Genomic DNA, 12,603 nt, shown 5'->3' on the forward strand with positions numbered 1-12,603 from the left:
CCTTTAATAGAGAATGACAGCGACTTTTTGAGGCCCATGCACCCCAAAAACGGTTTTCAATTCAATGTCGGCTGTCCGGCTAGGCCCGCCAATAAGGAGCATGTTTGTGGGTAATGCGCCGTTTTGGCTTTGATTTTTTAAAGCTTGCACGCCTTCACTCAAGTTGCGCACAATGGATTCTTTCTTCAATAAAATAATGCAATTAAGGGTGATGAGCGAAAGCAATCGCGGGCTTGCATGCGAAGAAACCGCCCCAATCATGCCCAAGCTTGAAATCCCACAAACCCCATGCAATAAAGCCGTATCAATCTCAAACAATTCTTCACGCATCGCTTCAATTTCTTTGTCATAGGGCTGTAAAGTGAAATCCTTAAACGCTTCAAAATTCAAATTTAAATCCGTAGAGTGTAAGACTTTTTTGCTTTGAAAATTTTCTAAAGCCTTTAAAATGGCTTGCTCTAAATTCTCTTTAGTGCTTTCAATGACTTCGGCTTTATTCAATATTTGAAAATGCTTGTATTCTTCCACCAAGTCTTCAAACTCCACTTTAATGATATTTCTATAAATAGGGTTTGCTCCCTTAATGGCATGCTTGGCTTTGGCTTCTTTAATGCGCTTTAAAATAAGCTCTTTACTCATAAATCACCCCTTCTAAGTGCTGGACTTTGGCATGCAAACTCGTGTCCATATTGGGTAAGGTTCTCACGCTCGCCCACTCTTTGACTAAAGGCAGTATGGGGGCTAAAAGCTTGCCTAAAGGCGAGAAAAATTGAGCCATTTTCAATTGGAAACGCCACTTGGCCCCATCGCTTGCCATTTTGGCAAACATTTTCATAGAGAATTTTTCCATCCCGCTGTGTTGGGTGCTTTTAGCCCCCTTGACCACGCCCCTGCCCTCGCCCACTTTATCCGATCGTAAATCTCTGATGAGTTCCGCTAAAGGGATTTCTACAGGGCATACTTCAGTGCAACGCCCACAAAGGCTGCACAAATTAGGGATATGCCCGTAATTATTCAAGCCAAAGAGTTGGGGGGATACCACCACGCCTATAGGGCCAGGATAAGTAGAAAGATAGGCATGCCCACCGATTTTATCATACACAGGGCAGTGGTTCAAACAAGTCCCGCAACGGATGCATGAAAGAGCGCGGTAATACTTTTCATCAGCCAAAATATTAGAGCGGTTGTTGTCTAATAAAATGATGTGGGCTTCTTTAGGGCCGTCTAAATCGCCCTCTTTTCTGGGGCCTGTGATGATGTTTTGATAGCAAGTGATAGGCACACCCACCGCGCTTGGGGCGAGTAAATTGTTTAAAATCGCCGCATCATCAAAGCTTTCTACTAATTTTTCAATCCCACAAATTGCGACATGCACATCGCATGCGGTGGTGCTCATTCTGCCATTGCCTTCATTTTCCACTAACCAGATCGCTCCCTCATTAGCGATAGCGAAATTAACCCCACTAATCCCCATTTTAAAGCTTTCAAATTCTTTGCGCATGTGCTTTCTGGCGATCGCATTAAGCTTTTCAGGCTCTTCTTCATAAGCGGCGTTGAGTTTTTCTTCAAAAATCTTACCGATTTGCTTGCGGTTTTTATGGATAGCTGGCACGACAATATGCACAGGGTGTTCATTGATGAGTTGGATAATCAATTCGCCCAAATCCGTTTCTTGCGCTTGAATGCCCTTTTCTTTCAAGTAATGGTTCAAGCCAATTTCTTCGCTCGCCATGGATTTTTGCTTCAAAATGCGCTTGATATTTTTTTCTTTAGCGAGGTTGTAAATGATTTCATTAGCTTCATCGCCGTCTTTAGCGTAATGGATTTTAAAGCCGTTTTGAGTGGCGTTTTTTTCAAACAATTCCAAATACTCATCAAGCCTGGATAAAATCTTAAGCTTGACTTCTTTGCCTAATTCCCTTAAATTTTCCCATTCGCTGTAACGATTTTTAAGGAGATTCTTACGATTAGCCCGTAAGGTATCCATGGCAGAACGCAAATTTTCTCTTAATTGCATATCGCCTAATTGGTCGGTGATGATTTCTTCGTATTCTTGGTCGCTATGATATTTTTCCATGATTATTCCTTAAAACAATTCTTTAATGTTAAAGCCCAAGCCTTGAGGCTAAAAAGTCATAAAAATGCATGGGTTTTGTCAAAGAGCCCATTTTTTGCATAGCGGTGCTGATATTCATCAAACACCCCGCATCCGCTGAAACGATCACATCCACCTGACGGCTTTCTATGTCTTTAATCTTTTCTTTAACCATAACCGCTGAAATTTCAGGCTCTTTAACTGAAAAAGTCCCCCCAAACCCGCAGCATTCTTCTTCTTTTTCCAATTCAATGAGTTCCACGTTTTTAAGCTGTCTGATGAGGTTTTTCGCCGAGTCAATCACTTTAGCCACCCTTAAGGCATGGCAATTAGAATGCCATGTGATTTTAAGGGGTTCGCCCTTATCTTCATATTTGACTTGCAATTTTTTATCCAAAAACTCGCTCAATTCATACACCCTAGAGCAAAAATCTTTAACCATGTTAAATTCCGCATGCCCTTCAAACAATTCCAAATAATCATGCCGCATCATTCCTGTGCATGAACCACTAGGCAAAATAATAGGGTAGTCGTTATTGGAATAAAGTTTGATATTGTATAAAACGACTTTTTTTGTCTCTTCATAGTATCCTGAGTTGTAGCTTGGCTGGCCGCAACATGTCTGGTCTTTTTTAAAAACCACTTCCAAATTTTCCTTACGGAGTAATTTGATAGCGTTAAGCGATGCGTTGCTGTATATGGCTGCTCCTAGACAAGTAGCAAAGAAATTGACTTTCAAAGAAGGCTCCTTAAATTCCAAATTAAGAGTTTCAAACACAATATAATACTCAAAATTAGTAAGATTGTAACCACAAGTTGATAAACCCACTCGCTCAAACATTGTTACTAAAATAAACCACAAACCCATTAAATTTGACTTAATATTAAATGCTACTTAAAATTAGTTTTTTCTTTTAAGTAAGATAGAAAAATACTTTTAATTATTCAAGGAAAATTGATGGAATTTTATCAAGTCTATGACCCATTAGGCCATATTTGGCTGAGCGCTTTAGTCGCACTTTCGCCTATTGCGCTCTTTTTTATCTCTCTTATTGTCTTTAAACTTAAAGGGTATAGCGCTGGGTTTTTAAGCTTAGCGCTTTCAATCCTTATTGCGTTATTTGTGTATAAAATGCCTGTTCAAATGGTGAGCGCGAGTTTTTTCTACGGCTTTCTTTATGGCTTGTGGCCGATCGCATGGATTGTGATCGCTGCGATTTTTCTTTACAACCTTTCAGTGAAATCCGGGTATTTTGAAATTTTAAAAGAAAGCATTTTAAGCTTGACGCCAGATCACCGGATTTTAGTGATTTTGATTGGCTTTTGTTTTGGCTCGTTTTTAGAAGGAGCGATCGGTTTTGGAGGCCCGGTAGCGATCACAGCGGCGATTTTAGTCGGCCTTGGGCTAAACCCCTTATACGCTGCCGGATTATGCCTGATCGCTAACACCGCTCCTGTAGCTTTTGGCGCGGTGGGCATTCCTATTACGGCAATGGCTAGCGTGGTGGGTATCCCTGAATTGGAGATTTCTCAAATGGTGGGTAGGGTGTTACCCATTTTTTCCATTGGTATTCCTTTTTTCATCGTGTTTTTAATGGATGGTTTTAGAGGGATTAGAGAGACTTTTCCTGCAGTGGCCGTTACGGGCTTTAGCTTCGCTATCGCGCAATTTTTAAGCTCTAATTATTTGGGGCCACAGCTTCCGGATATTATTTCAGCTTTAGTGTCATTGATTGCTACCACTTTATTTTTAAAATTCTGGCAGCCCAAACGCATTTTTACCAGCAACGGCAAAGAACCCACGATGAACACAGAAAAACACCATATTTGTAAGGTGGTTGTGGCGTGGATGCCTTTTGTGTTGCTCACGATTACGATTATTATATGGACGCAACCCTGGTTTAAAGCGCTCTTTAAAGAAGGTGGGGCTTTGGCGTTTTCTAGCTTTGCGTTTGAATTCAATTCTATCAGTCAAAAGATTTTTAAAACCGCTCCCATTGTCACTGAAGCGAAAAGCTTTCCTGTCGTGTTTAAATTCCCTTTGATTCTAACGACAGGCACTTCCATTTTTTTAGCCGCCCTTTTAAGCGTGTTTTTGTTGCGCGTGAAAATCAGCGATGCGATAGGGGTGTTTGGGGCCACTTTAAAAGAAATGCGTTTGCCGATTTTAACCATTGGCGTGGTTTTAGCGTTCGCGTATGTGGCTAATTATAGCGGCATGAGCGCTACGCTCGCTTTAGCGTTAGCGGATACCGGGCATGTTTTCACTTTCTTTTCGCCTGTGGTAGGCTGGCTTGGGGTGTTTTTAACCGGAAGCGATACGAGTTCTAATCTTTTATTTGGATCTTTACAAATGCTCATCGCTACACAGCTTGGCTTGCCTGAAGTGCTTTTTTTAGCGGCCAACACTTCAGGGGGCGTTGTGGGCAAAATGATAAGCCCTCAAAGTATCGCTATCGCTTGCGCAGCGGTGGGGTTAGTGGGGAAAGAGAGCGAATTGTTCAGATTTACAGTAAAATACTCTATCGCTTTGGCAATCATTATGGGGATTGTCTTCACTCTTATTGCTTATGTCTTCCCCTTTATTATTCCAGTTACTCCTACTTAATGGAGGGGGTTTAGGGGAGTAAGAGAATATTTTTTAAGGGGATTTTTAGTGTCAGAATTTCATCAAGTTTATGACCCTTTAGGTAATATTTGGCTGAGCGCTCTTGTGGCCTTATTGCCGATTTTATTATTTTTCTTATCTTTAATGGTTTTTAAACTCAAAGGTTATGCGGCGGCCTTTTTGAGCGTGGCTCTGTCAGCCGTTATTGCGGTTTTAGTGTATAAAATGCCTGTTAGCATGGTGGGTTCAAGCTTTCTTTATGGCTTTCTCTATGGCTTATGGCCGATCGCTTGGATCATTATTGCGGCGATTTTTTTATACAAACTCAGCGTTAAATCCGGCTATTTTGAAATTTTAAAAGAAAGCGTCCAGTCCATCACTTTAGATCATAGGATTTTAGTGATTTTGATTGGCTTTTGCTTTGGCTCGTTTTTAGAAGGAGCGATCGGGTTTGGAGGGCCTATTGCTATAACAGCAGCGATTTTAGTGGGGTTAGGGTTAAGCCCTTTATACGCTGCTGGGTTATGCCTAATCGCTAACACCGCTCCTGTGGCTTTTGGCGCGGTGGGTATCCCTATAAGCGCTATGGCGAGCGCGGTAGGGGTGCCAGCGATCTTAATTTCAGCCATGACGGGTAAAATCCTCTTTTTTGTGAGCTTGTTAGTGCCGTTTTTCATTGTGTTTTTAATGGATGGCTTTAAGGGGATTAAAGAGACTTTTCCGGCCGTTTTTATCGCGGCTTTTTCTTTCGCTGGCGCGCAATTTTTAAGCTCTAATTATTTAGGGCCAGAATTGCCTGGTATTATTTCAGCCCTTGTTTCACTGGTTGTAACGGCGCTCTTTTTGAAATTTTGGCAGCCTAAAGTCATTTTTAGAAGCGACGGCAAAGCGGCTTCATTCACTAAGAGTAACCATCATATTTGTAAGGTTTATGTCGCTTGGTCTCCTTTTGTGATTTTGGTTTTAGTGATTGTGCTATGGATACAGCCTTTTTTTAAAGCTTTATTTGAAAAAGACGGCTTGTTAGCTTTTTCTAATTTTTATTTTGAGTTCAATAACATCAGTAACCACATCTTTAAAAGCCCGCCTTTTGTAGAAGCCAATCAAAGCGTGAGTTTTCCGGTGGTGTTTAAACTCCTCTTAATCAACACGGTTGGCACTTCCATTTTTTTAGCCGCTCTTATTAGCATGCTCGTTTTAAGGGTGCGAGTGAGCGATGCGCTGAGCGTCTTTGGCGAGACTTTGAAAGAAATGCGCTACCCCATTCTCACCATTGGTTTAGTCTTAAGCTTTGCTTATGTGTCTAATTACAGCGGGATTTCTTCCACTCTAGCCTTAGCGCTCACGCATACGGGTTTGGCTTTTACTTTTTTCTCGCCTTTGATCGGGTGGGTGGGCGTGTTTTTAACCGGGAGCGATACGAGTTCTAATCTTTTATTTGGCTCTTTACAGCAACTCACCGCCCAACGATTGCACCTCCCTGAGGTTTTAACCCTAACGGCTAATACCGTGGGTGGCACTTTGGGCAAGATGATAAGCCCTCAAAGCATCGCTATCGCTTGTGCGGCAGTGGGATTAGCCGGGAAAGAGAGCGATTTATTCAAATTCACGGTTAAATACTCCCTTATTTTTGTAGCGATCATGGGAGTCGTGATTAGCGCGATTGCGTATTTGATCCCTGAAGTGGTGCCTGCGATAAAGTAGAGCCATTTTAGATTTGGTAGGGTTTAACCCCCAAATAAATTTTTTTGTTTTAAAAAATGCAAGATTTTAAGCGTCATAGAGCTTATGGGTAAGGTTTCTAAGTCTTTAAGGCTATAAAAACGAACGGGGTTTTTTAGATCCTTTATTGCAGCTGAATAGAGGTTTAAATTGAGCTTGAATTTAGTGTGGCTGTGCTTGATGGTGCCTAAAAAGGGGAGTTTGCATTCTAAATTTTCTTTGAGATTAGGGAAATGGTGCATGCCAAAATAGAGTTTTTGCTCTATTTTTTCTAAAGCGATTTGGTTATTTTGGATCACAACGCCCAAGTAACGCTCTTCTTGAATGATCTCTTGTTTTTTCTTAAGCGTGTGTTTTTCTAGGTGGTTTTTACCTAAACAATAAGGATTGAAAGGGCAAATCGCGCATTTGGGTTTAGGGGAGCAGATTAAAGCCCCTAGATCAATTAGGGCTTGGTTATGATTAAAGCTTTCATTAAGATTGAGAAAGTCATTCGCTTTAATTTGTAAGTCTTTAGCGTGGATATTAGGATCCAAACCAAAAAGCCTTAAAAGCACGCGTTTGATATTAGCGTCCACGCATGCTCTCTTTTCTCTAAAGCCAAAACACAAGATCGCATTAGCCGTGTATGTGCCAATCCCAGGGAGTTTTAACAGGCTTTGATAGTCATTGGGTAATTGTGAGTTATGTTCTTTCACGCAAATTTCAGCGCTTTTTTTTAAATTTTTAGCCCTTGAATAATAACCAAGCCCTCGCCACAACAATAAAACCTCTTCTAATTGAGCGTTCGCCAAGTCTTTTAAAGTGGGGAAAGCTTCTAAAAAAGGGGAATAAAAACGCTCAACCACCGTGCTGATTTGGGTTTGTTGGCTCATCACTTCACTGATATAGACTTCATAAGGGGCGTTAATGCCCTTTAAATTCCTAAAGGGTAAATCCTTTCGCCCAAATTCTTCATACCATTTTAAAAGGGCGTTGTGTAAAGTTTCCAGCTACAACCACCTGTAAGCGATGAATTTGACCCAAGGTGTGCACACGCTTAAAAACACGATTAAATACAAAAAGCCAAAAATAAACCCCCATTTCCAAAAATCCTTGCTTGGAATATACCCGCTCCCGTAATAAATGGTGGATGGGCCTGTGCCATAGGGGGTTAAAATCCCCATAATCCCTAAAGAAAGCATTAAAAACAAGCTCAATTCTTGCAAATTGACCCCTTGAAGGTGCGAACCAATCCCTACAAAAAGCGCGAATAACGCGCTCACATGGGCGGTGATGCTAGCGAAAAAATAGTGCGACAGATAGAATAAGGCTACAATAAACAATACTGCTATTAACGGATTCAAGTTAGCATGCTCTAAAAAATTTTGAGCCGCATTGCCGATAAAATTTAAAAACCCTACATTTTTAAGCCCACCAGCCATCGTGAGCAGCGATCCAAGCAATAAAAAAATGTTAAACGCGCTCTTGTTTTTAATGATGTCTTCATAGCTTACAATCTTACAAAACACCATTAAAACCATGACAATCAAAGCCGTCGCGCTCGCATGCAAGCCTAAGGGTTTGCCAAAAATCCAACCCAATAAAGCCAATAAAGTGAGGCTGAGCATTAAAATTTCTTTTAAAGAAAACCTCCCCATGCTCTCCAATTCTTTTTTAGCCCACAAACTCACTTCCTTTGAACCTTTTAAGGTGGGTTTGCAGGTTTTATACGCTAATAAAGGCACAAGCAAGATCAAAACCACCCCACAAGGCAAGAACGCTAAAAACCACGAAAACCATGAGATTTCATTCACCCCCATTTTGGCAGCGATTTCCATTGCTAGGGGGTTAGGAGCGAGCGCGGTTAAAAACATGGACGAAGTGATGCAAGTTGAAGCCAAAGCGACCCACATCAAATACGCACCGATTTTGTCAGGGTTATTATTGGGAGTCGAACCCATTAAAGGCGGGATAGATGAAACGATGGGATAGAGTATGCCCCCACTTCTAGCGGAATTGCTAGGGATAAAGGGGGCTAAACACAATTCGCTCAAACTGATCGCATAGCCCAAACCTAAAGGGGTTTGACCTAAAAACCTAATCAATAAAAGAGCGATCCGTTTCCCTAACAAGCTTTTTTCATACCCTAAACCCAAAATAAAAGCGACAAACACAAGCCACACCGTTTTATTCGCATACCCGCTCAAACCCCACGAAATGGCCTTATTAGCGCTCGCTACTCCACTGCTCGCTCCAATTTTTAACGCTATACACAGCACTAACGCGCTCAACGCTATCAAACCTGATGGCACCGGCTCTAAAACTAGCCCTATAATCATGCCCATGAAAATACAAAAATAAAGCCATGCGTTAGGGCTTAACCCATCCGGTGCGCCTAAAAAATACAATAGCGTTGCGATAAAGAAAGGGGCAAGAATGGTGAGGGTTTGTTTAATCATGTTTAACCTTTAGCCAAAGATAGTAATAATTTGGCTTAAAAATGTCATTCAAATGGGATTGAGTTATTACAATGTTACAGAAAAAGATTAAAAATTAAGCTTTTTGAAAAAGATAAAACTTTATAATTACATTTATCTTTGTTGAATTTACTACAAATAGGAGTATTGCATGCAAGAAAATGTGCCTTTGAGTTATGATTATTCCATTAGCAAACTATTTCTTTATGCGATGGTTGCCTTTGGGATAATAGGCATGTTGATAGGGATCGTGTTAGCCTTTGAGTTATCTTTCCCTAGTTTGAACTACATTGTAGGGGAGTATGGCGTTTTTGGCCGCTTACGCCCCTTACACACGAATGCGGTGATCTATGGTTTCACTCTTGGGGGGATTTGGGCGAGTTGGTATTATATCGGTCAGAGGGTGCTTAAAATCACTTATTACCAACACCCCTTTTTGAAAATTGTAGGGCTATTGCATTTTTGGCTTTGGATTATTCTTTTAATTCTAGGGGTTATTAGCCTGTTTGCTGGTCTTACTCAATCTAAAGAATACGCTGAATTGATGTGGCCTTTAGATATTATCGTGGTTGTGGCATGGGTGCTATGGGGGGTTAATATGTTTGGGAGCATGAGCGTTAGGAGGGAAAATACCATTTATGTGTCTTTATGGTATTACATCGCTACTTATGTGGGTATAGCGGTGATGTATATCTTCAATAACCTTTCTATCCCCACCTATTTTGTCGCTGATATGGGGAGTGTTTGGCATTCTATTTCTATGTATTCAGGCAGTAATGATGCGCTCATTCAATGGTGGTGGGGGCATAATGCGGTCGCTTTTGTCTTTACGAGTGGGGTGATTGGCACGATTTATTATTTCTTGCCTAAAGAGAGCGGTCAGCCTATCTTTTCTTACAAACTCACTTTGTTTTCTTTTTGGAGCTTGATGTTTGTTTATATTTGGGCGGGCGGGCACCACTTGATTTATTCCACCGTGCCTGATTGGGTGCAAACCCTTTCTAGCGTGTTTTCAGTGGTGTTGATCTTGCCTTCGTGGGGGACAGCCATTAACATGCTTTTAACGATGAGGGGGCAATGGCACCAGCTCAAAGAAAGCCCTTTGATTAAATTCTTAGTTTTAGCTTCAACTTTCTACATGCTTTCCACTTTAGAAGGATCCATTCAAGCCATTAAGAGCGTGAACGCCTTAGCGCATTTTACCGATTGGATCATAGGGCATGTGCATGACGGCGTGCTTGGGTGGGTAGGCTTCACTTTGATTGCGAGCATGTATCACATGACGCCTAGGCTTTTCAAAAGAGAGATTTATTCAGGCAGGCTTGTGGATTTCCAATTTTGGATCATGACTTTAGGGATTGTGCTTTACTTTTCGTCCATGTGGATTGCAGGGATCACGCAAGGGATGATGTGGAGGGATGTGGATCAGTATGGGAATCTCACTTACCAGTTCATTGACACGGTTAAGGTGCTAATCCCTTATTACAATATTAGAGGCGTTGGGGGTCTTATGTATTTTATTGGATTTATTATTTTTGCTTACAATATTTTTATGACCATCACGGCAGGCAAAAAATTAGAGCGTGAGCCCAATTACGCCACGCCTATGTCTAGATAGGGGAGGTTGGAAATGTTTAGTTTTTTAGAGAAGAATCCGTTCTTTTTCACTCTTGCGTTTATTTTTGTGTTTGCGATCGCAGGCTTGGTGGAGATTTTGCCCAATTTCTTTAAATCCGCTCGCCCGATTGAAGGCTTACGGCCTTATACGGTTTTAGAGACAGCAGGGAGGCAAATTTATATCCAAGAAGGTTGCTATCATTGCCATTCCCAGCTTATTCGCCCTTTCCAAGCTGAGGTGGATCGATATGGCGCATATAGTTTGAGTGGGGAATATGCGTATGACAGGCCATTTTTGTGGGGTTCTAAAAGGATTGGCCCTGATTTGCACAGGGTGGGGGATTATCGCACAACCGATTGGCATGAAAAGCACATGTTTGATCCTAAAAGCGTTGTGCCGCACAGCATCATGCCTGCCTATAAGCATTTATTCATAAAAAAGAGCGATTTTGACACCGCTTATGCGGAAGCTTTGACGCAAAAAAAGGTTTTTGGCGTGCCTTATGACACCGAAAACGGCGTGAAATTAGGGAGCGTAGAAGAAGCGAAAAAAGCCTATTTAGAAGAAGCGAAAAAAATCACAGCCGACATGAAAGACAAGAGAGTGCTAGAAGCGATTGAGAGAGGTGAAGTGTTAGAAATCGTGGCTTTGATCGCTTATTTGAATAGCTTGGGTAATTCCAGGATCAACGCTAATCAAAACGCTAAATAAGGGGTGAATGATGGATTTAGAAAGTTTGAGAGGTTTTGCGTATGCGTTTTTTACCATTCTTTTTACGCTCTTTTTGTATGCTTATATTTTTAGCATGTATAGAAAGCAAAAAAAGGGCGTCGTGGATTATGAGCGATACGGGTATTTAGCGTTAAATGACGCTTTAGAAGATGAGTTGATTGAACCACGCCATAAAAAAGTTCATGATAAGGGCATAAAGGAAAGTTGAAATGGATTTTTTAAACGACCATATAAATGTTTTTGGCTTGATTGCAGCGCTTGTGATCTTAGTTTTAACCATCTATGAATCCAGCTCGCTCATTAAAGAAATGCGCGACAGCAAATCTCAAGGTGAGCTCCTGGAAAATGGGCATTTGATTGATGGGATAGGGGAGTTTGCCAATAATGTGCCAGTAGGCTGGATCGCAAGCTTTATGTGCACGATTGTGTGGGCTTTTTGGTATTTCTTCTTTGGGTATCCGCTGAATAGCTTTTCTCAAATCGGGCAATACAATGAAGAAGTTAAAGCGCACAACCAAAAATTTGAAGCCAAGTGGAAGCATTTGGGTCAAAAGGAATTGGTGGATATGGGTCAAGGCATCTTTTTAGTCCATTGTTCGCAATGCCATGGCATCACCGCTGAGGGCTTGCATGGGAGCGCTCAAAATCTGGTGCGTTGGGGTAAAGAAGAGGGCATTATGGACACCATTAAGCATGGCTCTAAAGGCATGGATTATCTCGCTGGGGAAATGCCCGCTATGGAATTGGACGAAAAAGACGCTAAAGCGATCGCAAGCTATGTGATGGCAGAACTTTCTAGCGTTAAAAAGACGAAAAACCCTCAACTCATTGATAAGGGCAAGGAATTGTTTGAAAGCATGGGCTGCACAGGTTGTCATGGCAATGATGGTAAGGGCTTGCAAGAAAATCAAGTGTTTGCGGCCGATTTGACCGCTTACGGCACAGAGAATTTTTTAAGAAATATCTTAACGCATGGCAAAAAGGGCAACATAGGGCATATGCCATCATTCAAGTATAAAAACTTTAGCGATTTGCAAGTTAAAGCGTTAGCTGAATTTATCCAATCGCTAAAACCCTTAGAAGATTAAAGGAAAAGAGATGAAATTTTTAAACGGATTAGCAGGGAATTTACTGATTGTGGTTATTTTATTGTGTGTGGCCGTTTTTTTTACATTCAAAGCGATCCATATCCAAAAAGAGCAAGCCACCAATTATTACCGCTATAAGGATATTAACGCTTTAGAGACAAAAAGCACCCAAAACCACGCTAATTATGAATTAGTCAATCAAGGGAGTAAAAAATGAAATTCACCACTTTAGAAAAAATCTTAGCCTTAATGGTAGTAGCGACCATTTTAATGACGATTGT

General features: G+C 41.2%; 12 protein-coding genes. 7 read left to right on the forward strand and 5 right to left on the reverse strand.

The genetic code is table 11. The annotated features are described in order from the left end of the window. Positions 1-3: 3 nt before the first annotated feature. From I6852_RS01520 to I6852_RS01530, 3 genes are read right to left on the reverse strand one after another with little or no spacing between them, the layout of a single operon-like run. Entirely contained in the window at positions 4-639 is a 636-nt protein-coding gene (locus I6852_RS01520; protein WP_197291506.1) for a LutC/YkgG family protein, read from the reverse strand. Then, positions 632-2,077 (reverse strand): LutB/LldF family L-lactate oxidation iron-sulfur protein, encoded by a 1,446-nt coding sequence (locus I6852_RS01525; protein ID WP_078291507.1) that lies wholly within the window; start codon positions 2,075-2,077, stop codon positions 632-634. The genes I6852_RS01520 and I6852_RS01525 overlap by 8 nt, the downstream gene beginning before the upstream one ends. A 28-nt stretch (positions 2,078-2,105) precedes the next feature. Continuing rightward, the gene (locus I6852_RS01530) at positions 2,106-2,834 is read right to left on the reverse strand and encodes a (Fe-S)-binding protein (RefSeq protein ID WP_000867258.1); all 729 of its coding nucleotides are present in this window, start codon (positions 2,832-2,834) and stop codon (positions 2,106-2,108) included. 219 nt (positions 2,835-3,053) lie between these two features. Between I6852_RS01530 and I6852_RS01535 the strand changes: the two genes are divergently transcribed. Both I6852_RS01535 and I6852_RS01540 read left to right on the forward strand, forming a co-directional pair. Next, positions 3,054-4,703, forward strand: coding sequence for an L-lactate permease (locus I6852_RS01535; RefSeq protein ID WP_197291505.1), 1,650 nt, complete (start codon positions 3,054-3,056; stop codon positions 4,701-4,703). A gap of 48 nt (positions 4,704-4,751) precedes the next feature. Then, positions 4,752-6,407, forward strand: coding sequence for an L-lactate permease (locus I6852_RS01540; RefSeq protein WP_197291504.1), 1,656 nt, complete (start codon positions 4,752-4,754; stop codon positions 6,405-6,407). A 23-nt stretch (positions 6,408-6,430) separates the two neighbouring features. On the opposite strand, the gene I6852_RS01545 is transcribed toward I6852_RS01540, so the two are convergent. Together I6852_RS01545 and I6852_RS01550 are read right to left on the reverse strand one after the other, a co-directional pair. Then, positions 6,431-7,417, reverse strand: a complete 987-nt coding sequence (locus I6852_RS01545; protein ID WP_079363516.1) for an adenine-specific DNA glycosylase — start codon at positions 7,415-7,417, stop codon at positions 6,431-6,433. Then, positions 7,418-8,866, reverse strand: coding sequence for a DASS family sodium-coupled anion symporter (locus I6852_RS01550; protein WP_197291503.1), 1,449 nt, complete (start codon positions 8,864-8,866; stop codon positions 7,418-7,420). It lies immediately after the preceding gene. A 169-nt stretch (positions 8,867-9,035) separates the two neighbouring features. Here I6852_RS01550 and ccoN point away from each other — a divergent pair, with 169 nt between their 5' ends. Genes ccoN through I6852_RS01575 form a run of 5 tightly spaced genes read left to right on the forward strand, consistent with a single transcriptional unit; the run spans position 9,036 to position 12,539 of the window. Continuing rightward, positions 9,036-10,502, forward strand: coding sequence for a cytochrome-c oxidase, cbb3-type subunit I (gene ccoN / locus I6852_RS01555; protein WP_197291502.1), 1,467 nt, complete (start codon positions 9,036-9,038; stop codon positions 10,500-10,502). Positions 10,503-10,514: 12 nt separating this feature from the next. Then, positions 10,515-11,213 carry a cytochrome-c oxidase, cbb3-type subunit II gene (gene ccoO / locus I6852_RS01560; protein ID WP_000490782.1) on the forward strand — a complete coding sequence of 233 codons (699 nt, stop codon included), beginning with the start codon at positions 10,515-10,517 and terminating at the stop codon, positions 11,211-11,213. 10 nt (positions 11,214-11,223) lie between these two features. After that, a complete protein-coding gene (locus I6852_RS01565; protein WP_001879413.1) occupies positions 11,224-11,442 on the forward strand; it encodes a cytochrome c oxidase, cbb3-type, CcoQ subunit in 219 nt (72 codons plus the stop codon). A gap of 1 nt (position 11,443) precedes the next feature. Continuing rightward, positions 11,444-12,322 carry a cytochrome-c oxidase, cbb3-type subunit III gene (ccoP, locus tag I6852_RS01570; RefSeq protein WP_197291501.1) on the forward strand — a complete coding sequence of 293 codons (879 nt, stop codon included), beginning with the start codon at positions 11,444-11,446 and terminating at the stop codon, positions 12,320-12,322. A 10-nt stretch (positions 12,323-12,332) separates the two neighbouring features. Then, the gene (locus I6852_RS01575) at positions 12,333-12,539 is read left to right on the forward strand and encodes a DUF4006 family protein (protein WP_000670500.1); all 207 of its coding nucleotides are present in this window, start codon (positions 12,333-12,335) and stop codon (positions 12,537-12,539) included. Positions 12,540-12,603: the final 64 nt, after the last annotated feature.

Source organism: Helicobacter pylori, from assembly GCF_015904775.1.
GTDB lineage: Bacteria > Campylobacterota > Campylobacteria > Campylobacterales > Helicobacteraceae > Helicobacter > Helicobacter pylori_DM.

Excerpts from the sequence above, each read along its gene's own strand:
- I6852_RS01550 (WP_197291503.1), bottom strand. The coding sequence starts at position 8,866 with ATGATTAAACAAACCCTCACCATTCTTGCCCCTTTCTTTATCGCAACG.
- ccoN (WP_197291502.1), top strand. The coding sequence starts at position 9,036 with ATGCAAGAAAATGTGCCTTTGAGTTATGATTATTCCATTAGCAAACTA.
- I6852_RS01535 (WP_197291505.1), top strand. The coding sequence starts at position 3,054 with ATGGAATTTTATCAAGTCTATGACCCATTAGGCCATATTTGGCTGAGC.
- I6852_RS01525 (WP_078291507.1), bottom strand. The coding sequence starts at position 2,077 with ATGGAAAAATATCATAGCGACCAAGAATACGAAGAAATCATCACCGAC.
- I6852_RS01565 (WP_001879413.1), top strand. The coding sequence starts at position 11,224 with ATGGATTTAGAAAGTTTGAGAGGTTTTGCGTATGCGTTTTTTACCATT.
- I6852_RS01575 (WP_000670500.1), top strand. The coding sequence starts at position 12,333 with ATGAAATTTTTAAACGGATTAGCAGGGAATTTACTGATTGTGGTTATT.
- ccoO (WP_000490782.1), top strand. The coding sequence starts at position 10,515 with ATGTTTAGTTTTTTAGAGAAGAATCCGTTCTTTTTCACTCTTGCGTTT.
- ccoP (WP_197291501.1), top strand. The coding sequence starts at position 11,444 with ATGGATTTTTTAAACGACCATATAAATGTTTTTGGCTTGATTGCAGCG.
- I6852_RS01520 (WP_197291506.1), bottom strand. The coding sequence starts at position 639 with ATGAGTAAAGAGCTTATTTTAAAGCGCATTAAAGAAGCCAAAGCCAAG.